17 protein-coding genes are annotated in these 20,398 nt (G+C 69.1%); 6 read left to right on the forward strand and 11 right to left on the reverse strand.

Features of this window, described 5'->3' with window-relative positions:
• Positions 1 to 14: 14 nt before the first annotated feature.
• Positions 15 to 2,489, reverse strand: a complete 2,475-nt coding sequence (locus tag H0E84_RS18055) for an acyl-CoA dehydrogenase (protein ID WP_180680038.1) — start codon at positions 2,487 to 2,489, stop codon at positions 15 to 17.
• A gap of 176 nt (positions 2,490 to 2,665) precedes the next feature.
• Between H0E84_RS18055 and H0E84_RS18060 the strand changes: the two genes are divergently transcribed.
• The 3 genes from H0E84_RS18060 to H0E84_RS18070 all read left to right on the forward strand — a co-directional run bounded on the left by H0E84_RS18060 (position 2,666) and on the right by H0E84_RS18070 (position 5,767).
• Positions 2,666 to 3,280 (forward strand): TetR/AcrR family transcriptional regulator, encoded by a 615-nt coding sequence (locus H0E84_RS18060; RefSeq protein WP_180680039.1) that lies wholly within the window; start codon positions 2,666 to 2,668, stop codon positions 3,278 to 3,280.
• Between the two features lie 154 nt (positions 3,281 to 3,434).
• Entirely contained in the window at positions 3,435 to 5,267 is a 1,833-nt protein-coding gene (locus tag H0E84_RS18065) for a phosphoenolpyruvate carboxykinase (GTP) (RefSeq protein WP_180680040.1), read from the forward strand.
• A 272-nt stretch (positions 5,268 to 5,539) separates the two neighbouring features.
• Positions 5,540 to 5,767, forward strand: a complete 228-nt coding sequence (locus H0E84_RS18070; RefSeq protein WP_180680041.1) for a hypothetical protein — start codon at positions 5,540 to 5,542, stop codon at positions 5,765 to 5,767.
• Positions 5,768 to 5,973: 206 nt separating this feature from the next.
• Here the strand turns inward: H0E84_RS18070 and H0E84_RS18075 are convergent, their stop codons facing one another.
• From H0E84_RS18075 to hslO, 5 genes are all read right to left on the reverse strand, one after another.
• Entirely contained in the window at positions 5,974 to 6,459 is a 486-nt protein-coding gene (locus H0E84_RS18075; RefSeq protein ID WP_180680042.1) for a hypothetical protein, read from the reverse strand.
• Between the two features lie 286 nt (positions 6,460 to 6,745).
• Positions 6,746 to 7,342 carry a hypothetical protein gene (locus H0E84_RS18080; protein ID WP_180680043.1) on the reverse strand — a complete coding sequence of 199 codons (597 nt, stop codon included), beginning with the start codon at positions 7,340 to 7,342 and terminating at the stop codon, positions 6,746 to 6,748.
• 133 nt (positions 7,343 to 7,475) lie between these two features.
• Complete coding sequence (locus tag H0E84_RS18085; RefSeq protein ID WP_180680044.1) at positions 7,476 to 10,415, reverse strand: TonB-dependent receptor domain-containing protein; 2,940 nt, start codon at positions 10,413 to 10,415, stop codon at positions 7,476 to 7,478.
• Positions 10,416 to 10,597: 182 nt separating this feature from the next.
• Positions 10,598 to 11,452, reverse strand: coding sequence for an XOO1806 family protein (locus H0E84_RS18090; RefSeq protein WP_425600508.1), 855 nt, complete (start codon positions 11,450 to 11,452; stop codon positions 10,598 to 10,600).
• 143 nt (positions 11,453 to 11,595) lie between these two features.
• Positions 11,596 to 12,498 (reverse strand): Hsp33 family molecular chaperone HslO, encoded by a 903-nt coding sequence (gene hslO, locus H0E84_RS18095; RefSeq protein WP_180680045.1) that lies wholly within the window; start codon positions 12,496 to 12,498, stop codon positions 11,596 to 11,598.
• A gap of 151 nt (positions 12,499 to 12,649) precedes the next feature.
• Between hslO and mtgA the strand changes: the two genes are divergently transcribed.
• From mtgA to H0E84_RS18110, 3 genes are read left to right on the forward strand one after another with little or no spacing between them, the layout of a single operon-like run.
• Entirely contained in the window at positions 12,650 to 13,402 is a 753-nt protein-coding gene (gene mtgA / locus H0E84_RS18100; RefSeq protein ID WP_180680046.1) for a monofunctional biosynthetic peptidoglycan transglycosylase, read from the forward strand.
• 9 nt (positions 13,403 to 13,411) lie between these two features.
• Positions 13,412 to 14,437: a glycosyltransferase family 2 protein gene (locus H0E84_RS18105; protein ID WP_180680047.1), complete on the forward strand. Its 1,026-nt coding sequence runs from the start codon at positions 13,412 to 13,414 to the stop codon at positions 14,435 to 14,437.
• Positions 14,397 to 14,828: a CBS domain-containing protein gene (locus H0E84_RS18110; RefSeq protein ID WP_180680048.1), complete on the forward strand. Its 432-nt coding sequence runs from the start codon at positions 14,397 to 14,399 to the stop codon at positions 14,826 to 14,828. The genes H0E84_RS18105 and H0E84_RS18110 overlap by 41 nt, the downstream gene beginning before the upstream one ends.
• A 188-nt stretch (positions 14,829 to 15,016) precedes the next feature.
• Here the strand turns inward: H0E84_RS18110 and H0E84_RS18115 are convergent, their stop codons facing one another.
• From H0E84_RS18115 to H0E84_RS18135, 5 genes are all read right to left on the reverse strand, one after another.
• Positions 15,017 to 16,966 carry an AsmA family protein gene (locus H0E84_RS18115; protein WP_180680049.1) on the reverse strand — a complete coding sequence of 650 codons (1,950 nt, stop codon included), beginning with the start codon at positions 16,964 to 16,966 and terminating at the stop codon, positions 15,017 to 15,019.
• Between the two features lie 101 nt (positions 16,967 to 17,067).
• A complete protein-coding gene (locus H0E84_RS18120; protein WP_180680050.1) occupies positions 17,068 to 17,436 on the reverse strand; it encodes a hypothetical protein in 369 nt (122 codons plus the stop codon).
• Positions 17,437 to 17,492: 56 nt separating this feature from the next.
• Entirely contained in the window at positions 17,493 to 18,143 is a 651-nt protein-coding gene (gene trhA, locus H0E84_RS18125; protein WP_180680051.1) for a PAQR family membrane homeostasis protein TrhA, read from the reverse strand.
• A 79-nt stretch (positions 18,144 to 18,222) separates the two neighbouring features.
• Positions 18,223 to 18,603 (reverse strand): hypothetical protein, encoded by a 381-nt coding sequence (locus H0E84_RS18130; protein WP_180680052.1) that lies wholly within the window; start codon positions 18,601 to 18,603, stop codon positions 18,223 to 18,225.
• Positions 18,604 to 18,671: 68 nt separating this feature from the next.
• Positions 18,672 to 20,276 (reverse strand): peptide chain release factor 3, encoded by a 1,605-nt coding sequence (locus H0E84_RS18135; RefSeq protein WP_180680053.1) that lies wholly within the window; start codon positions 20,274 to 20,276, stop codon positions 18,672 to 18,674.
• Positions 20,277 to 20,398: the final 122 nt, after the last annotated feature.

A 20,398-nucleotide genomic window follows, 5' to 3' on the forward strand; every position in this document is an offset into this window, starting at 1 on the left:
CACCGGAACCTCGCTCAGGCCGCCTCGCGCGAAGCCTTGCCCTGCTCGCGATCGTAGTGGGACGCCGCGACCAGTTCGTGCGGGTCGAAATCGTCCACCCAGATCGTGTCGAGGGTGAGTTCGCGCAGCTCCTCGAGCAGCACCCGCTCCTCGGCGGTGATCCAGCCCTCCCGCACGCCTTCGTCGAGCTGGGTGGGGAAGTCGAGCGATTCGATGTCGCTGTTCTTCAGCGCCTTGAGGAACTTGCGCTCCACCGGCTCGGCCTGGATCGCCTTGGCCAGGTAGCTGTTGATGCGCCCGGCCGGGTTGTTGGCGCACGGGGTGGTGAAGACACCCTCGGCGAGGCGGTCGCGGGCGTCGTTGGGGTTCATCAGCAGCGCGGCGACGCGGTGGCCCAGGCGGTCGCTCGGCGCCACCGCGCGGCGGCCCCAGGGAAACACCAGACCCCACAGCAGCCAGCCCACCGGGCGGATCGGGAAATTGCGCAGCGCGCCGGAGAACGCCACCTCGATCTTGTGCACGCAGTCGTGGAACGCCCAGGCCAGGAGCGGCTGGTCGCCGACCGGCCGGCCTTCGTCCTCGTAGCGCTTGAGCATGCTGCTGGCGATGTAGAGCTGGCTGAGCACGTCGCCCAGGCGCCCGGACAGCGACTCCTTGAACTTGAGCTTGCCGCCGAGCAGCAGCATCGAGGTGTCGGCCATCAGCGCCAGCGCCGCCGAGTAGCGGTTGAGCTTGCGGTAGTAGCGGCGCGTGTAGGCATCCCCCGGGGCCTTGCCGAACCGCGCGCCGGTCAGGCCGAACCACAGGCTGCGCACCGCGTTGGAGATGGCGAAGCCGATGTGGCCGAACAGGTTGCGGTCGAACTCGACCAGGCGCTCGCGCTCGTCCTCGAGCTGCGCGGCCTTCATTTCCTTGAGCACCCAGGGATGGCAGAGGATCGCGCCCTGGCCGAAGATCATCAGGCTGCGGGTCATGATGTTGGCGCCTTCCACCGTGATCATGATCGGCACGGCCTGCCAGTTGCGGCCGGCGTAGTTGCGCGGGCCGAGGATGATGCCCTTGCCGCCGTGCACGTCCATCACGTCGCGCGAGACCTCGCGCGCCATCTCGGTGCAGTGGTACTTGGCGATGGTGGACGGCACCGCAGGATTCTCGCCGCGCGCCACCGCGGCGGCGGTGGCCTGGGCCAGCGCGCTGATCGCGAACGCCCGGCCGCCGATGCGCGCCAGCGCCTCCTCGACGCCCTCGAAGCGGCCCACCGACAGCCCGAACTGCTTGCGGATGCGCGCGTAGGCGCCGGTGACGATGGCGCCCATCTTGGCGCCGCCGCTGCCGGAGGAGGGCAGGGTGATCGAGCGGCCGATCGACAGGCACTCGACCAGCATCTGCCAGCCCTTGCCCGCATACGCCTCGCCGCCGATCAGCTGGCTGAGCGGGATGAAGACCTCCTTGCCGCGGACCGGCCCGTTCTGGAACGGGCTGTTGAGCGGGAAGTGGCGGCGGCCGGCCTCGACCCCCGGGGTCTCGCGCGGCACCAGCGCCAGGGTGATGCCGATGTCCTTCTTTTCGCCGAGGATGCCGTCCGGGTCGTACATGCGGAACGCCAGGCCGATCAGCGTGGCCACGGGCGCCAGGGTGATGTAGCGCTTGTCGAAGGTGAGCTTGACCCCGACCACGCGCGCGCCGTTCCACTCGCCCATGGCGACGATGCCGTAGTCCGGGATCGAGGTGGCGTCCGAACCGGCGAAAGGCCCGGTCAGGGCGAAGCAGGGCACTTCGCGGCCGTCGGCCAGGCGCGGCAGGTAGTGGTCCTTCTGCTCCTGGGTGCCGTAGTGGATCAGCAGCTCGCCGGGGCCGAGCGAGTTGGGCACGCCCACGGTGGAGCTGACCACGCTGGAGATCGAGGCCAGCTTCTGGATCACCTTGTGGTTGGCCAGCGCCGAGAAGCCGAGCCCGCCGTACTCCTTCGGCACGATCATGCCGAAGAAGCGGTTCTTCTTGATGAACTCCCACATGTCGGGCGGCAGGTCGGCATCGACGTGGGTGATCTCCCAGTCGTTGGTCATCCGGCACAGCTCTTCGGTGGGCCCGTCCAGGAACGCCTGCTCCTCGGCGCTGAGTTCCGCCTTCGGCTGGTCCAGCAGCACCTGCCAGTCGGGCCGGCCCGAGAACAGCTCGCCTTCGAAGCCGACGGTGCCGGCTTCCAGCGCGGTACGCTCGGTCTCCGACAGCGGCGGCAGGATCTTCAGATAGAAGCCCAATAGCGGCCGGGTGATCAGCGGCCGGCGGATGGCCGGGATCAGCAGCGGTACCGCGATCAGCGCGGCGATCGCGGCGGCGACCGCGGTGGCCACCGAGTGGGCGCCGAGCAGCCAGCAGGCGAGCAGTGCGGTGAAGGTGAGCGCGGCCCAGACCGCCAGCCGCAGCCGATGGTAGGCGGCGAATGCGCCGACGAGGAGGAAGACGATGAACGGGATCGCGACGCTCATGGGAAGCTCCGGAGGGCGAGGCCTGGGTGGGGGCGAAGACCGCATGCGCTTCGCGGCATCGACCATACGCAGAAGTATGGTAGGCCCGGCGGGTCGTGTCAATGATCGCGCAGGGCGCGTGGCGCGGGCATGACGGCGCTTTTCCCGACCCCGGCGTATGGATACACTTGCTCCCCATGACTTCCGCCGCCGCCCCGGCTTCGGGCAAGCCGAAAGCCGCCAGACCGCCGGAGCGCAGTGGCCGGCTCAGCGCCGAGGACTGGGCCCAGGCCGCGCTGGACCTGATCGCCGAGCAGGGCGTGGCGGCGGTGGCCGTCGAACCGCTGGCACGCCGGCTGGGCGTGACCAAGGGCAGCTTCTACTGGCATTTCCCGTCCCGTGACGCGCTGCTGCAGGCGGCGCTGGAGCGCTGGGAGAACGTCGAACAGGAGGCGGTGTTCGGCGCGCTGGAGAAGATCTCCGACCCGCAGGAGCGCCTGCGCGCGCTGATCCAGATGGTCGCCCACGAGATCAAGTCGCACGCGATCTACAGCGCGATGCTGCAGGCTCTGGATCACCCGATCGTGCAGCCGGTGATCGGCCGGGTGTCGGAGCGGCGGCTGGAGTACCTCACCGCCTCGTTCAGGCAGGTGGGGTTGGGCCGCAGCGAGGCGCAGCACCGTGCCCGCCTCGCCTACACCGCCTATGTCGGCTTTCTGCAGCTGTCGCTGCAGCTGCCGCAGTCGCGGCTCGACCACGACACCTTCGACGAGTACATCGAACACGTGATGGCGACGCTGATCCCGCGCTGAGCGCCGCGGATCCGCCGGTCTGCGACTCTCGTCGCATTGCGCCACGCAGCGGCCCGCCATGTGGCCACGGTGGCGCCGCGAATGGTGCAGGTGCAGCAAGACATGCCGGCGGCAGTCCCTAGAATGTCCCGGGACATCCAGCCCCGGGGCATGCATGAACGCAGTGACGCAGTTGTATCAGGACGTTCCCGCTCCGGGAACGCGGCTGCAGGAGTTGCAGGACTGGGTGGGCGAGGTCGCCGCGCTCGTCCGGCCCGACGCGATCCACTGGTGCGACGGCAGCGACGACGAGTACGCGGCGCTGCTGGCCGGCATGCGGTCCGACGGCATCCTGCTGCCGCTCAACCAGGCGACCCATCCGGGTTGCTGGCTGCACCGTTCCGACCCCGACGACGTCGCGCGCGTCGAGCACCTGACCTTCGTCTGCACTCGCGAGCGCGACGACGCCGGCCCCAACAACCACTGGATGCCGCCGGACGAGGCGCACGCGAAGATCGATGCGCTGTTCGAAGGCTGCATGCGCGGCCGCACGATGTACGTCGTGCCCTATTGCATGGGGCCGGTCGACTCGCCGCTGGCGCGATGCGGGGTGGAGATCACCGATTCGCCCTACGTCGTCGCCAACATGCGGATCATGACCCGCATGGGCGAGGCGGCATTGGCGCGGATCGAGCGCGAGGGCCGCGAGCGCGCCGCCCGCGGCGAGCGGGGTCCGGCATTCGTGAAGGGGTTGCATTCGCTGGGCGAACTCGACCCGGAGCGCCGCTTCATCATGCATTTCCCGGAGCAGCTGAGCATCAAGTCCTACGGCTCCGGCTATGGCGGCAACGCGCTGCTGGGCAAGAAATGCCATGCGCTGCGCATCGCCTCGTGGCAGGCGCGGCAGGAGGGCTGGCTGGCCGAACACATGCTGATCGTCGGCATCGAGAACCCGCGGGGCGAGACGCACTACGTCGCCGCGGCGTTCCCCAGCGCCTGCGGCAAGACCAACCTGGCGATGCTGATCCCGCCGGAGGGCTACCGCGAGGCCGGCTGGAAGGTGTGGACCGTGGGAGACGACATCGCCTGGATGCATCCCGGCGACGACGGGCGGCTGTGGGCGATCAACCCGGAGGCCGGCTTCTTCGGCGTCGCGCCGGGAACCTCGGCGAAATCGAACCCGAACGCCTTGGCGACCATCGCCCGCGACACCATCTTCACCAATGTCGCGGTGACCGAGGACAACCAGCCCTGGTGGGAGGGCCTGGACGACCGGGTGCCGGCGCTGGACTGGCAGGGCCGGCCGTACGACCCGGCCAACGGCCCCGCGGCGCATCCGAACGCGCGCTTCACCGTCTCCGCGAAGCAGTGCCCGGCGTATTCGCCGCGTGCGGAGGATCCGCACGGCGTGCCGATCTCGGCGATCGTGTTCGGCGGCCGCCGCGCCTCGCTGGTGCCGCTGGTGTTCGAGGCGCGCGACTGGACGCACGGCGTGCTGATCGGCGCCGCGATGGCCTCGGAAACCACCGCCGCCGCCGCCGGGCAGGTCGGCGTGGTGCGCCGCGATCCGATGGCGATGAAGCCGTTCTGCGGCTACCACTTCGGCGACTACTTCTCGCACTGGCTGTCGTTCGACAAGCCGGGCGCCAAACTGCCGAAGGTCTTCCACGTCAACTGGTTCCGCAAGGACGCGGACGGCAGATTCGTATGGCCGGGCTTCGGCGAGAACCTGCGCGTGCTGGAGTGGATCATCGGTCGGGTGGAGGGAACGGCCGGCGCGGTGGAGAGCGCGATCGGCGGCATGCCCCGGGAGGGCGACATCCACCTGGAGGGCATCGGATTGGGCATCGGCGCGGCGCGCGCGCTCTTCGCCATCGATGGTCCGGAGTGGCGGGCGGAGCTGGCCGACATCGGCGGCTATCTGGACGGATACGGTGAACGCGCGCCCGAAGCGTTGAAAGTGGAGCTGCGGCGGATCGTCGACGCGTTGGCCCGAGCGCCGGACTGAGGATTCCCGGCGACCGGGCGCATTTTCGTTCCCGGGCCGGCGCCGAAGGCCCGACGCCGCGGACCGCCATCCGTCAGGCCAGCCACGGCGGCATCCAGGGCCGAGAACCGGGCCTGCTCCGCGCGGATGCGCGCTGCGGGCCAGCCAGGACCGACCGGTGCTCGTCGCACCGTTCGTCGGAAAGACAACCAGGGGACTGGAGCCCGCGCCGGCGGGGCGTATATAGGGAATGCATGCCTCCGACCACCCCTGGCCGCTACTGGAGAAATGCCATGAACGTGTCCCTGCGTGTCCTCGCTTCGAGCGTCGTGATTCTTTCGCTGTCCGCGTGCGCGAGCACCCAGCGAACGGTCTCGACCTACTCGCCGGCGTATCCGGAAACCCGCCTCGTCCAGGATGTCGACTACATCCAGAACTACGAGAGGGCAGCCCAGCGGCGTGCCTTCGTGCACGTGCATTGGGTCAACCCGCCGACGCGAAGAGTTACGGCCGAGAACTGAGAACTAGACAACCAGGATTGAAAGCACTCGTCTGCCCGAAGCATCCGTTACCGACAGGGCCGGGCGCCAGGAAAGCGCGCCCGCGCCAGACGCGGCAAGCTCTTTCGATCCGACGTGTCGATGGTTAAGCGGTGGCTCCCGCCGGCAGCGCCCCTGGTCGGCCGGCGGAAACAGCGGACGTCCCCAGTCAGGCCGATGAGGACGCCCTAGCAGCTCCCGCCTTCGCCCGAAATGCAGCTGGGCTGGCGGATGATCTGATCCGCCGTTTCGCGGGCGCGGAGGCGTTCGCGCTCGATGGTGGCGACGGAGGAACACTGGGTCGAGGTGATGCGGGTGCCCGTCTTGGGTACCTGCCGGCACACCACGGCGTTTTCCCGCTGGTGCTGCACGATCGCTTCGAACGATTGCTGCGCGTTATGGAGCTCGGTCTTCTGGTGCAGCGACAGCTCGTCGGTGCCGGAGCGATCGGTCAGCAAAGCGATGATCTTCTCTCCGTTGTTGCGCAGCGCGTCCCTGTCCCTGGCGCGGAATCGCCCGTACTCGCCCCGTTCGGCGAGGGCGAGAATCTCGCGTACCTGGTCGAGGTATTCGGCGACCTGGTCGCCGGCCATTTCGATCTCGACGGCTTCCGCCTCGTCGGCGGCGGGAGCCGGTTGAGCGAGCGTCGCGTTGCCCAGGAGCAGGGGCAGCATGATGCTGCCGCAAACAAGTAGGCGCCTCATCGGCTGATCCCCCGTATTGACTTTGAATGGCCGAATATGCCACGGGGAGCGGCGGGCGATCAAGCCACGGCCGGCGCGGCCGAGGTGCCGCCGCATGATGCGGAAACTCCAGCGGACGCATCGGCGCCTGTCCGGATCCAAAGTGAGAGACGGGCCGAAGCCCGCCTCATGAATGCGCAACCTCGCGCGTTTGATGCCCCGATGCGCACGCCGAATTGTGGTGCGACAATCCGCCTGGTCTGGTTCGGCCTGCGCGTCAGCAGGAGCCGCCTTCCATCGCCTCTCCCCCGCCGAAGTGGGAGACGCAGCTGGGTTGCCTGATGATCTGGTCCGCCGTTTCGCGGGCGTTGCGGCGCTCCCGCTCGATGGTCGCGACGGAAGCGCATTGCGTCGAGGTGATGCGGGTGCCCGTCTTGGCCACCTGCCGGCAGACGACGGCGTTTTCCCGCTGGTGCTGCACGATCGCTTCGAACGACTTCTGCGCGTTGAAGAGTTCGGTCTTCTGGTGCAGCGACAGCTCATCGGTGCCGGAACGGTCGGTCAGCAGGTCGATGATCCTGTTTCCGTTGTTGCGCAGTGCGTCCCTGTCCCTGGCGCGGAAACGTCCGTACTCGCCCCGTTCTGCAAGCGAGAGAATCTCGCGGACCTCGGCGAGGTACTCGGCGACCTGGTCGCCGGCCATTTCCATCGCGGCGGTCTCCTCGTCGTCGGCGTCGGCCGTCGACTGGGCGAGCGAGACGCTGCCGAATGCCAGCGACAGCATGAGACTGGAGCAGAAGACGAGACGTTTCACCGATCGATTCCCCTGGTTGGCCGAAGGCCCGACTATGGCATCCCGGGCGGCCGGGATCAACGTCCCCGCCGACGTGCATTCAGGCCGTCGGACTGCGCGGAAAACCCCAGGAACCGGCATGGCGGCGGGCGTCGCGGCAAAAAAAAAGAGGCGGGCCGAAGCCCGCCTCCAGAGTCACGCAATCGAGCAAAAATCAGAACGTGAAGGTCGCGCCCAGCGTGATGTAACGACCGATCACGTCGTAGGTCTGCGGGAACGTGTTGCCGCTGTTGGTCGTCGTGGTGCCGATGGTGTTGCCCACCAGCGGCGGCTTCTTGTTGGCCACGTTGTTGACGTTCAGCGAGAAGCGGGCATTGAACGGCGCGTTGTAGGCCATGCCCAGGTCGAAGTAGTTGTAGGCGCTGATTTCCTCGAAATCTTCGAGGAAGTCGCCCTGCTGCAGGCCCTCGAGCTCCATCTTGCCGGTATGGCGCCAGCGCATGGAGAACTCCAGGTCGTTGAGCGACCACACCGTGCTCAGGTTCGCACGGAACTTGTGGGGACCGACGCCGCAGTCGGTGCTGTAGTAGCCAAGGCAGTCGCGGTTGATCGAGGCCGGGGTGGCCTGGAAGTCGTGGCTGGTGACCTTGCTGGCGTCGAGCCGGAACCCGAGACGGCCGTAGCTCTCCGGGAGGTTCAGGCCGTAGTGGACGCCGAGGTCGTAGCCGTCCGTCGACAGGCGGCCCAGGTTCGACTGCGCCAGCACGATGCCGTCCGAATCCACGCTGTTGAAGCCGCCGTTGCTCGGCGAGCGGAGGACCAGCTCGCAAAGGCTGTTGAACGTCAGGCCCGGATTGAACGCAGTGCTGTAGCAGCCGTCCAGAATGTCGCCGACCGCGGGGGTCGAGACCATTTCTTCCAGCTCGATCTTCCAGTAGTCGAAGGTCACGACCAGGTCGTTGGTGAACGTCGGCGACCAGACAAAACCGATGGTGCGGGTGTCGGCCTTCTCCGGCTCAAGCAGCCGGTTGCCGCCGGTGCGGACGTTGACCTGTCCGGCGGACGGCTGCGCAAGGCTGCCGATCTGGTTGACCGGAACGCCGGTGAGACGGCAGAGGTTGGCCAACGTACCGGCAGTGTTCGCCTCGCCCGGGCTGATCGCCGAACCGGCGCAGGGGTCGGTGTCCAGGTTCGCCAGGCCGGTCACCGCCGGAGCGAACAGCTCGCCGATGCTCGGGGCGCGGGTGGCGTGCTGGAACATGCCGCGGAAGCGCAGGGTCTCGATCGGCGCCCACTCCAGGCCGTACTTGTAGGTGCTGTAGTCGAACGAGTTGCCCTCGATCGAGAAGTCCGAGTAGCGATAGCCGAGCTCGAGGTTCAGCGAGCTGGCGGCGGTCATGCCGCTGAGCAGGGGCACCAGGGCCTCGCCGTAGGCCTCCTGGAGCCGGAAGCCGCCGCGACGGTCCGGGAACGGAGCGCCGGTGCCCATCACCTCGCCCTGGATCTGCGAGGCCGCGTCGGCGCGCGTCTCGGCGGTCGCCTTGCGGCTCTCGACACCGAAGGCCAAGCCGACCGGATAGTCGGACCACGGGCTCTTGAAGTCGCCCAGATCGCCCGACACCGTGCCGGCCAGGACTTCCTGGACGACGGACTGCTTGGAATACGACGACAGGTTGATGAAGCCGATCATCTCCGGGGTGATCGATCCTTCCGGGCCCCAGATGTCCAGCGGGACGCAGCCGTTCGAGGTATCCAGGCACTCGTTCGGATCGACGGCCAGCAACGCCTGGCGGGTCTTGGACAGCGAGCCCCAGTTGATCCGGGCGCTGTCCTGGTCGGACTCGCCGTGGGACCAGTAGGCGTCGTAGCGCCAGTTGTCGGTGATGTCGCCGCGCAGGCCGACGGTGTACTGGAAGGTCTTGGTGTCGATCGTGTTGATGCGCGGCCCGAGCTCGACGAGGCGGCGGCCGGGGGTGACCACCACGGTGTCGGTATTGCCGACGACGCAGTCGGCCGCGGCGATCCCGTTGCCGAAGCACAGCTGCTGACGGGCGGCCTCCGGAATGAACGGGTTGCCGATCGTGATGTCCAATCCGTTCAGGAACAGGCCGCTCGAGGCGAGGTTCAGTTCGACTTCCGAACGCGTGTAGAGCATCTGCGCGTAGGCTTCGGCATGCCGGTTGATCTCGAAGCGCCCGAGAGCGGTCGCCTGATAGCGGTCCATCGGGGTGTAGAAGTAGTTCTGCGGATTGAAGTTGAACGAGTGCACGGCCGGGTCGTAGGGGACCATCTCGCCGGTCGTCGTATCGATCACCCGGTTGCCGACGGCAGGAAGACCGGTCTCGGGATTGATGGCGCCCGTGGGAAAGCCGAGGAAGACCGACGGCACCGCGGTGGCCGAGCCCTGCGGATTGCCCGTGACCGACGACAGCGAAGCCAGACCGATCTCGCGCTCGCCCTGGGTCAGCGGGTCGGCCTTGGTGTGGCCGACGCTGAGCACCACGTTGCCGCGACCGTCGTACAGGTTGGCGCCGATGGTGACGTCGTTGCGCTGGCGCGCCTGGTCGTTCTTGTGCGACTGACCGTAGGACGAGGAGATCTCCAGGCCTTCGAAATCGCGGCGCAGGATGAAGTTGGCGACGCCGCCGATGGCGTCCGCGCCGTACACCGCCGAGGCGCCGCCGGTCACGATGTCCACGCTCTGGATCAGCGAGACCGGGATCGTGTTGATGTCGACCTGGCCGGCCAGGGTGTAGGGGACGAGGCGGCGACCGTCGAGAAGGACGACCGACCGGTTGGAGCCGAGCGAACGCAGGTCCAGCCTGGCGCCGCCGTCGGAACCGTTGTTGGTGCCGGGGCCGATCGGCGTGGTCACGCCCGGCAGCTGGCGGATGAATTCTTCGGCGGTGATCGGCTGCGAGCGCTGGATCTCATCGCGCTCCAGGCCGACGATCGGGCTGTTCGCAGTCAGGCCGGGAACGATGATGCGGCTGCCGGTGACTTCGATACGGTCCAGGGTGGTAGCCGTCTCCTGCTGCGGCTGCGCGTCGTCGGTCTCCTGGGCGACGGCGATGCCGGTCACGGCAAGGCTGCTCGCCCCAACGAACAACGCGAGGGTAATCGCGTCGCGGAGCTTGGTGGTCTTGAATGTCATCTCTCTCTCCAAGTGAGTCTTGGGAAATTCCCATGGGAACCCGCCGGCGGCGTCAAGTGAAACGCCTAATCTGGCAAGGCCGGGGCCGATAGTAGCCCCCCTCGGAGAAAAATTAAAGTGTCGTTAACACGGGTGCGGACAACGGGAACTTCACGCCTCCGCCAGGGGTGCAACAGGAGCCGTCAGAGGTCCTGTTCGTAGCGGACGTAGGGCACCGTGCCCTCGTCCTCGCCGTTCTCACCGCGCGGTGAGAAGGGGTTGCGACCGCGGGTCACCACGTTGTCGGCGCCCACCGTGAGCTGCCCGCTCCAGGGGGTCCGCCAGGTCAGGCCGAGCCCTACGCCTTCCCAGCGCGGTTGGCCGGGGGTGTCGATCACCTGGCCGATGACGTTGGCGCCGAAATTGCCGAAACCGCCGCCGACGCTGAGTGAACGGCTGTCCCAGCGGTTGGCGAGCCCGGCCGGGGCCTGGGCGTAGGGAATCAGCCGCGCCTTGGCGACGGTGCCGGCGATCGAGACGAAGCCCTGGTCGCTGATGCTCTTCTGGGCGAACACGGTCAGGTCGTTGCTGTCGACCTGGCTGGCACCGGGACGCGTACCGCCGGTCGAGGTCAGCCACGCCGGAAGGTTGCCGCTGCTCTCGCCGACGGCCACGCCGATGCTGCCGCCGGCGCGGCTGAAGGAGGCCGAAGCGGAACTGCGGCGCCCGGCGTCGTCGCCGAGATCGTCGAGCGATGCGAGCAGGCAGTTGTTGGCGAGATTGCCGAGCGCGTGCGACAGGCCACTCTGGTGGTCGCAGAGCAGGGCCAGGGAGTCGCCGGATTCCAGGCCGAACGCGGCGTCCAGGCGGTTGCCGCCGAAACGCAGGCGCGCGCCGGTCTGCGCGGTTCCGTCGTCGGTGGGCTCGAGCACCAGCAGCGCCTCGAGCCGGCCGCTGGCGTTGTTCCAGATCGGCAGCACCGTCTGCTCCCCGTCGTCGCCGCGAGCGGCGTTCCGCTCCTGCGCGTGCGCGCCCAGCGCAGCGCCGAAGGCGAGCAGGGCGGCGATCGCGAGCTTGGCAGGGCGCAGATGCATGGCGGACGGTCGACCCGTGGGTGGGGTCGGAAGTTCCCCGGGACAGCGGGAACCGACTCTACCCGATTTATGTTTATTTAACAATATCCCCGGTTCCCGGGACCCGGTCATTGCAGCCGGGTCGGGGCGTCCATTGGAGCGCCTCGCCCTGTGAACAGGGCGTCAATGGCGCTGCGGTCGAAGTGATACGCCTGGCCGCAGAACTCGCAGTGGACGCGCGCCAAGCCGTCGATGACGGCTGCCCGGGCCTCGTCCGGCCCCAGCGACTGCAGCACCGCCGCGACGCGTTCGCCGGAGCACGAGCATCCGAACCGCAGGGGCCGGCCGCCCAGCGCCTGCGGCGCCTCCTCGTGGAACAGGCGATGCAGCAGTGTGGCGGCGGGCCAGGCCAGCAGCTCCGCGGCGGAAAGCGTGTCGAACAGCGCGCTTGCGCGATTCCAGCCGTCGACATCGCCCGTATCGCCGGGCAGCTTCTGCAGCATCAGCCCGGCGGCGGCGCTGTCGCCGGCGGCCAGCAGCAGACGCGTCGGCAGCTGCTCGGACTGCCTGAAGTAGTCCTCGAACGCCTCCGACAGCGAATCCGCCGTCAGCTCCACCAGCCCCTGGTAGCGCTGCGGTTCGCGGCTGCCGGCCCCCGGGTTCTCGATGGTGACGGCCAGCGTGGCGCCGTCGCCGGCGTCGCGCAGGCCGCGCGGGGCCGTCGCGGCGTCCTCGGCGAGCCGGAGGATGCCGCGCAGGGTGCCGGCGGCGGTGCATTCGGAGAACAGCGCGCGCAACGCGCCCTGCCCGCGCAGGTGCACGGACAGCCGACCGTCGACCTTGGCGTGGCCGGTGAACAGGGCGGCGGCGGCGCTCGCCTCGCCCAACAGCGCCGCAGTGGCCGGTGGATGCGAATCGCGGCCGCGGATCGCCTTCCAGGTCTGGCCCAGGTGCACGCGCACGCCGCGGACGCCGGCGCGGGGCAGCAGGAAGCGGTCGAGACGGTCGGTGTCGGCGGGGCGGTCGGTCATGCGGGGAAAAGGTCGGCGCGCATCGGGAGTGCGTCGGACGCCGCGAAAGGGCGCGTCGTCGTCGTCATGTCGGATAATGCGCGAACGGTCGTGGCGGCGGAGACGGATGGATGGGGGCGGATCTCTTGAACCACAAGCGGGGGCGCGGGCGATGAGCGGGCCGAGGAGGCGCCGCCGGCGCTGGCTGCGGCGGCTTCTGCTGCTGCCGGTGCTGCTCGCGCTGTTCAGTGCGCTGCAGGTGGCGGCCTTGCGCTTCGTCGATCCGCCGTTGTCGCTGTTCATGGCGGCACGTCACGTGGAGGCGTGGCGCGCCGGGGACGGCGGCTTCCGCCATGCCTACCGGTGGCGCGACCTGGAGCGCATCGCCCCGACCCTGCCGCTGGCGGCGATCGCCGCGGAGGACCAGAACTTCGCCGTGCACCGCGGGTTCGACCTGGAGGCCATCGAGAAGGCGCGCGAGCACAACGCCCGCGGCGGCCGGCTGCGCGGCGCCAGCACGATCAGCCAGCAGGTCGCCAAGAACGTGTTCCTCTGGAACGGCCGCAGCTGGATCCGCAAGGGGCTCGAGGCCTGGTACACGGTGCTGGTCGAGGCGATGTGGCCCAAGCGGCGGATCCTGGAGGTCTACGTCAACGTCGCCGAATTCGGCGACGGCGTGTACGGCGCGCAAGCTGCGGCGCGCACCTTCTTCGGCAAGGATGCGGATGCGCTTTCCTCCGCCGAGAGCGCGCGCCTGGCCGCGGTGCTGCCGAGTCCGCGGCGCTACAGCGCCGCGCGCCCCGGCCCCTACGTGCAGCGGCGTACTTCGGCCATCGAAAGGCAGATGCGGCAGATCGGCGGCGCGACGTACCTCGAACGGCTGGATCGCGGCGAACCCGGTGTGCGATCCGGCAGCAGGCCTTAGGATGTGGGGATGCGCAGGGATCTGCTGACCGTCGTCGTCGCCGCCTACAACGAGGCCGAGGCGCTGCCCGTGCTGCAGCGGCGGCTGGCCGCCGTGCTCGATGCGCTGGAGGCGGACGCGGTCGACGGGCGGGTGCTCTACGTCGACGACGGCAGCCGCGACGACACCTGGCAGGTGATGCGTGCGCTCGCCGCCGCAGACGGCCGCGTCTCGCTGCTGCGGCTGTCGCGCAATTTCGGCAAGGAGGCGGCGCTGACCGCCGGGCTCGATCTGGTGGAGAACGGTGCGGCGCTGATTCTCGATGCCGACGGCCAGGATCCGCCGGAGCTGATCCCGCAGTTCGTCGCGCGCTGGCGCGAAGGCTACGACGACGTGCATGGCACACGGTTGCAGCGCGAGGGCGAAGGCTGGTTCAAGCGCGCCTCGGCGCACGCGTTCTACCGGGTGATGCAGCGGCTGTCGAGGACGCCGATTCCGGTGGACACCGGGGATTTCCGGCTGCTGTCGCCGCGTGCGCTCGCGGCGTTGCGGCAGTTGCGCGAACGGCACCGGTTCATGAAAGGGCTGTTCGGCTGGGTCGGCTACGAGCGCGTCTCGGTGCCCTATCGCCGTGAGCCGCGCCTGGCCGGCGACAGCAAGTTCAGTTTCTGGCGGCTGTGGAACTTCGCGCTGGAGGGCATTACCAGCTTCTCCACCGCGCCGCTGCGGCTGGCCACCTACGTGGGTCTCGGCACCGCGATGCTGGCCTTCGCCTATGCGGCCTGGGTTGTGTTCAAGGCGGTCTTCCTCGGCGACCCGGTGGCGGGCTGGCCGACGATGATGGCGGTGATCCTGTTCCTGGGCGGCGTGCAGCTGATCGCACTGGGCATGATCGGGGAGTACCTCGGGCGCCTGTACGAGGAGTCGAAGCAACGGCCGCTCTATCTCGTCGACAGCTGGTTGCCGGCGACGGGAGTATGCTCGGGCCGGGCCCAGCCGAGCGGAGGAGAGCGCCATGCGTACGGTGAGACAGCTGCTGGAGGCGAAAGCGCCTGAGATCTTCGCCGTGTCGCCGGACGTCCCGGTGATCGAGGCGATCCGCCTGATGGGGCAGAAGCATATCGGCGCGGTGCTGGTGATGGAGGGCGGCCGCCTGGCGGGCATCCTGTCCGAGCGCGACTACGCGCGCAAGATCGTGCTCGAGGGGCGTTCGTCGAAGGACACGCCGGTACGCGACATCATGACCGCGAAGGTCATCACGATCGGCCTGGACGACAGCGTGCAGGGCTGCATGCAGGTGGTGACGCGTGATCGCATCCGCCACCTGCCGGTCGTCGACGCGGCAGGCAACGTGCTGGGCGTGGTGTCGATCGGCGATTTGGTCAAGGCGGTGATCGAGGACCAGCAACTCGAGCTGGACCAGCTGCAGCGCTACATCGCGTCCTGAGCTCCGCCCGGTACCTCCGTTCGGGCGCTCCATCGCCAGCCGCGCAAACGGGCCGCCCCCTGTAGAGCCGAGCTTGCTCGGCTGCGTAGTCTCCGGGGCCCGCGCAGCGGAGCAAGCTCCGCTCTACGAGGGGGTGCCAGCGTCGCGACGCCCCGGATCCGTAGAGCCGAGCTAGCGGCTCGCGCGGGCTACTTCGCGTATTGCCCGCCGCAGTCGCTGTCCTCGCCGCCGCCGAGGTCGATCGTGGCCAGCAGCGCCGCCGGGGGGGCGATGCTTCCCAGCGCGACCGCAAGGGCGCCGCGCAGGCCGAGCCGGCCCATGTCGGGACGGAAGCCCGGATCGCGGAAGGTGCCGTCCACGACCAGGGGCGAGCGCAGCGTCAGGATGCTGCGGTCCTTCGGCCGCGGCTTGAGTACCAGGTCCAGCGACTCGTCGCGCAGGCTGATGCTTCCCTCGCCGAGGATGATCGTGTCGGTGGTGTCGAAGGCGAGGGCGCGGGCCTCCATGACCCCGTCCTGCACCGCGAAGTCGCCGAATGCGCAGCGGATCGGGATGACGCGGTCGCCGGCGATGAGGAAGCGCAACGCCTCGGCGATGTCGACGCCCGCGAGTTCGACCAGCAGATTGCTGATCTTCCCCGGGCCCATGCCCACGGCGATGTCGCCGCTGGCGCTGCCGAGCATCTTCGCCACCGAGTTGCCGGTCCCGCTGATCGCCGCCATGCCGCCGATGTCGCCGACCGCGTCCTCGGCCAGCGTGGAGTCCGGGAACAGCCGGGCCAGCTGCAGGCCCTGGATCCGGGCGTCCAGCCGGGTGCGGATCGGTTGCTCGTTGGCGTTCATGCGCACGGTCGAGCGGATATCGCCGCCGGCCACGCCGAAGTTCAGCGGATCCAGGGTGACCCGGCCGTTCTCCAGGAGAAGGTGCGCCTCCATGTCGTCCAGCGGCAGCGCCGGCGCATCGATGCGCGAAGCGCGCAGGCGCACGTCGGCATCCATCGCCTGCAGCTTGTCCAGTTCGTAGGGAGTGTCGGGTAGCACACGGCCGCTGGCGGCCTGCTGCCGGGCCTGCTCGCGCTGCGTCTCGTTCGCGGTCTCGCCGTCGCCTGCCTGCGGCGGTGCGCCGACGAATCCAGCGAGATCGTCCAGGTCGAGGAGGTCGGAGACGAGGTCCGCACGCAGGAAGGGCCGGTCGCCGCCGACTTCCACGGTCACGTCTCCCGCCAGGTCGCTGTCGCCCACCTTGCCCTCGAATCCGGTGTAGTGCCAGACGTTCCCTTCGCGGCGGAAGCGGCCGTCCAGGGAGTAGGGCGGCGTGGAAGGCATCGCGATGCCCAGCAGCGGATACAGGTCCTCCAGGTCGCGCCCGGACAGCGCCATCTGCAGGTCGAACCGCTGCAGTCGGAACGGATCGACCAGCGCGCCGCGTGCGTGGGCGCGAGTGGCGCCGGCCGAGGCATGCAGGTCGATCCGGTAGGCGCGTTCGTTGTCCTGCAGGTCCAGCGGGGACTGGGCGGTGCCCTCCATCCGGAAGGGGTTGCCGCGCCAGCGGCCTTCCCCCTCGATCCCGACCGGCGGCGCGCCGCCCTCGCGCCGCGACTCGCGGCTGGCGACGACCGCGTCGATGCGGGTGTCGTGCGCGGCGTCGACGAACAGCAGACGCCCGTCCTCCACCCACAGTCGCTCCAGGCGCGGTGGTGCGCCTCCACCCGATGGGCCGAAGTCCCAATTGCCGCCGCCTTCGGGGCCGGTTTCCAGGCGCAGCCGCGGTTTCACGAGGCGGATCTCCGGAATCCGGGCCCCGCGACGGGACAGCAGCGAGGGCAGGGCGATGCGCAGCTCCAGACGCTCGGCGCTGGCCATGTCCGCTTCTTCCGCCCATGACGCATTCCCCAGGCGCAGCGCATCCGCGCGGATGGTCGTTTCCAGCCCCGGGTCGACATCGAGGTCGCCGGCGATTTCGAAGCTACGGCCGGTGCGGGACTCCACTGCGCGCTCCACCGGCCCCTTGAACCAGTTCCAGTCCCACAGCAGGCACATCGCCAGCACGGCCAGCGCGACGGCGGCAAGCGCAGTCCACCAGGGATGGTCCGCGGCGATCGCGATCGGGCGCGGGGTACGTGAAGCGGCGGTTGCCATGCCTGCCTTGCGGTGTGACCTGGCCACACCATCGTCAGGGGACGGTAAAGCAGGGGTGAATTCGGCGGTCGCGGTTCAGCCGGCCTCCGCCGTTCGGAACGCTATTCCGGGACCTGCTCGCAGCGCAGGCTGCGGCCGCCGTCCTCCTGAGAGAGCTCGACATAGTCGCCGTCGACGACCAGGCGCAGCCCCACGTCCGCCCAGGTGGGCGGCGCGCTGCCGGAGATCGCCCCGAGCCGCACCATGCGGCCGTCGCTCATGTTCACGCGCGCGACGCGCCCGTCGCGGATGATCTCGACGCGGTTGCCGTCGTCGCACTGGTAGCGCGCCTGCACCACCTCGTCGTCGGCCGCGGCGGCGGCGGGCGGTGCGGCCGGGCTGGCGGCGGCTTCTTCCTGGGCCGCCTGCCGCTGGCATGCGGCCAGGACCAACGCAAGGACGAGGACGATGCCTGGGAAGAGTCTGTTCACTGGAGTCGCCTCGGGCAGGTGAGAGCGATCAATCATACGCCCGCCGTTGCCGGGCCTCAGAGCGGGCCGATCACCTCGGCCATCACCGCGACGTAGTGGCACACGCTGCCGGCGATGCAGAACAGATGCCAGATCGCGTGCGAGTAGGGCACCGATTCGCGGTGGTAGAAGAACGTACCCAGCGTGTAGGCGATGCCGCCTGCCAGCAGCCAGCCGAACGTCCAGGCGTCCAGGGCGGTGAGCACGGGTCTGATCGCCACCAGCACCAGCCAGCCCATGGCCACGTAGATCAGCGTCGACAGGCGCCTGAATCGCCCGGTGTAGAACAGCTTGAACACCACGCCGGCGAGCGCGAGCGTCCAGATTGCCGCGAACAGCGACCAGCCGAGGGGGCCGCGCAGGGCGATGAGGGTGAAGGGGGTGTAGGTGCCGGCGATCAGCAGGTAGATCGCGCAATGGTCGAAGACCTTGAGCCGGCCCTTGAGCACCGGATGGGTGACGGCGTGGTACAGCGTGGAAGCGGTGTAGAGCAGCAGCAGCGAGACGCCGAACACGATCGCGGCGCCGAGCTGCCAGGCGTTGCCGTGCAATGCCGCCAGCGCGATCAGCACGGCGCCGCCGGCGAGCGCGGCGGCCGCGCCGACGCCGTGGGTGAGTGCGCTGGCCAGTTCTTCGCGCCTGGCGTGCATCGTGGCGGCGTGGCTCATGGAGCTACCTTGGGCGGTGCGGTTGGAGCGATTGCTCGGTTTCGCGCAGCCCGCTGCGCCTGGTGCATCTCGCGCGCGATCACGGCCGGACACACTCCAGTGTGGGGCCTTCGTCCTGGTGCAGGAATACGCGGTCGCCCTCGAGGTCGAGGCCCAGTGCCTCGCCCACGTAGGCGCCGCCGCTGCCCTGCGAGGCGGACTCGGCGCGGGGAAGCGCGACGGTACGCCCGTCGGGAAGGGTGACGGTAGCCCCCTCGGCCGCATAGGCGATTCGCAGTTCGCTGCCGTCGATGCAGCGGTAGCTGGTTGCGGCATCGGCCGCGGCGACCGGGGGATCGACGTCCTGTGGCGTGCGCGCGCCGGCACCCGTGTCGTCGGCGCTGTCGGCCGGCTGCTGCTGGCAGCCCGCGGCCAACCCGGCGAAAAGGACGCAGACCGCGATGTGCGATGCGGTTCTCAACGGTAGAGGTCCGGCGCTGGAAACGCCCAGCGTAGCGGACTCGCCGGCAACGCCGGGTGACGAAGCGGTCAGTCGGTGTCGACCGCGTGCGCATGCTCCCGGGTCGCGAGGAGCTCCACGTCCGGCCAGCGTTCGGCGGTCAGCTGCAGGTTCACGCGGGTCGGGGCGAGATAGACCAGCTGGCCGGCCGCATCGATGCCCAGGTTCTGGGCGTTCTTTTCGCGAAACTCCTCCAGCTTTCTCGGATCGCCGCAGCGCACCCAACGGGTGGTGACCACGCCGACCGGCTCGAAGCCGGCATCGACGCCGTACTCGTCCTTGAGCCGGTAGGCGGCGACGTCGAACTGCAGCACGCCGACCGCGCCGAGGATCAGGTCGTTGGACATCAGCGGCCGGAAGAACTGGGTGGCGCCTTCCTCGGAGAGCTGCGCCAGGCCCTTCTGCAGTTGCTTGAGCTTGAGCGGATCGCGCAGCCGCGCGCGCCGGAACAGCTCCGGGGCGAAATTGGGGATGCCGGTGAAGGACAGCGCCTCGCCCTCGGTGAAGGTATCGCCGATCGAGATTGTGCCGTGGTTGTGGATGCCGATCACGTCGCCGGGCCAGGCCTCGGCGGCGATCTCGCGGTCGCTGGCCATGAAGGTCAGGGCGTTGGCGAGCTTCTGTTCCTTGCCGGTGCGCACGTGGAAGGCCTTCATTCCGGCCACGAACCGGCCCGAGCACACGCGCATGAACGCAACCCGATCGCGATGCTGCGGGTCCATGTTCGCCTGGATCTTGAACACGAAGCCGGTCAGCCCGGCCTCGGCCGGCTGCACCGTGCGGGTGGTGGTGGCGCGCGGCTGCGGCGGCGGCGCGTGACGGACGAAGAAGTCCAGCAGCGGCTGCACGCCGAAGTTGTTGACCGCCGAGCCGAAGAACACCGGTGTCTGCCGGCCGGCCAGGTAGGCCGGCGCATCGAACGGATGCGAGGCGCCCTGCACCAGTTCGAGCTCGTCGCGCAGCTCGGCGAGCATCTGCGCGCCGATCCGCGCCTCCAGGCCGGGGTCGTCGATCGACGCAAAGATGGTCGAGTCCTGGCGGGTGAAGTTGCGACCGGGTTCGTACAGATGCACCTCGCCGGTGACCAGGTGCACCACGCCCTTCAGGCGTTGACCCATGCCGATCGGCCAGGTGACCGGGGCGCACTGGATGCCGAGCACGGACTCGACCTCGTCGAGCAGATCGATCGGGTCGCGGCCCTCGCGGTCGAGCTTGTTGATGAAGGTCATGATGGGGGTGTCGCGCAGGCGGCAGACCTCCATCAGCTTGATGGTGCGCTCCTCCACGCCCTTGGCGACGTCGATCACCATCAGCGCCGAGTCGACGGCGGTGAGCACGCGATAGGTGTCTTCGCCGAAGTCGGCGTGACCGGGGGTGTCGAGCAGGTTGACGATGCGGCCCTCGTAGGGGAACTGCATCACCGAGGAGGTCACGGAGATGCCGCGCTCCTTTTCCAGCGCCATCCAGTCGGAGGTGGCGTGGCGCGCGGCCTTGCGGCCCTTGACGCTGCCGGCCATCTGGATGGCGCCGCCGAACAGCAGCAGCTTCTCGGTCAGGGTGGTCTTGCCGGCGTCGGGGTGCGAGATGATCGCGAAGGTGCGCCGGAGGGAGGCTTCGGTGGAAACGTCGGGCATGGGGGACGGCGCCGATGGGCGCGGGTCGGGAAGCGGAAAGGCGCGATTATAGGTATTACGGGAGCGCCCTGCGTCCCGGCCCGAGTGGCGCACCGGGCCGTTTGCCGCCGGGTGCCGGGCAT

This window comes from Luteimonas salinisoli (assembly GCF_013425525.1).
GTDB lineage: Bacteria > Pseudomonadota > Gammaproteobacteria > Xanthomonadales > Xanthomonadaceae > Luteimonas > Luteimonas salinisoli.

Excerpts from the sequence above, each read along its gene's own strand:
- H0E84_RS18135 (WP_180680053.1), bottom strand. The coding sequence starts at position 20,276 with ATGCCCGACGTTTCCACCGAAGCCTCCCTCCGGCGCACCTTCGCGATC.
- H0E84_RS18060 (WP_180680039.1), top strand. The coding sequence starts at position 2,666 with ATGACTTCCGCCGCCGCCCCGGCTTCGGGCAAGCCGAAAGCCGCCAGA.
- H0E84_RS18115 (WP_180680049.1), bottom strand. The coding sequence starts at position 16,966 with ATGGCAACCGCCGCTTCACGTACCCCGCGCCCGATCGCGATCGCCGCG.
- H0E84_RS18055 (WP_180680038.1), bottom strand. The coding sequence starts at position 2,489 with ATGAGCGTCGCGATCCCGTTCATCGTCTTCCTCCTCGTCGGCGCATTC.
- hslO (WP_180680045.1), bottom strand. The coding sequence starts at position 12,498 with ATGACCGACCGCCCCGCCGACACCGACCGTCTCGACCGCTTCCTGCTG.
- H0E84_RS18075 (WP_180680042.1), bottom strand. The coding sequence starts at position 6,459 with ATGCTGCCCCTGCTCCTGGGCAACGCGACGCTCGCTCAACCGGCTCCC.
- mtgA (WP_180680046.1), top strand. The coding sequence starts at position 12,650 with ATGAGCGGGCCGAGGAGGCGCCGCCGGCGCTGGCTGCGGCGGCTTCTG.
- H0E84_RS18070 (WP_180680041.1), top strand. The coding sequence starts at position 5,540 with ATGAACGTGTCCCTGCGTGTCCTCGCTTCGAGCGTCGTGATTCTTTCG.
- H0E84_RS18105 (WP_180680047.1), top strand. The coding sequence starts at position 13,412 with ATGCGCAGGGATCTGCTGACCGTCGTCGTCGCCGCCTACAACGAGGCC.
- trhA (WP_180680051.1), bottom strand. The coding sequence starts at position 18,143 with ATGAGCCACGCCGCCACGATGCACGCCAGGCGCGAAGAACTGGCCAGC.
- H0E84_RS18110 (WP_180680048.1), top strand. The coding sequence starts at position 14,397 with ATGCGTACGGTGAGACAGCTGCTGGAGGCGAAAGCGCCTGAGATCTTC.
- H0E84_RS18065 (WP_180680040.1), top strand. The coding sequence starts at position 3,435 with ATGAACGCAGTGACGCAGTTGTATCAGGACGTTCCCGCTCCGGGAACG.
- H0E84_RS18085 (WP_180680044.1), bottom strand. The coding sequence starts at position 10,415 with ATGACATTCAAGACCACCAAGCTCCGCGACGCGATTACCCTCGCGTTG.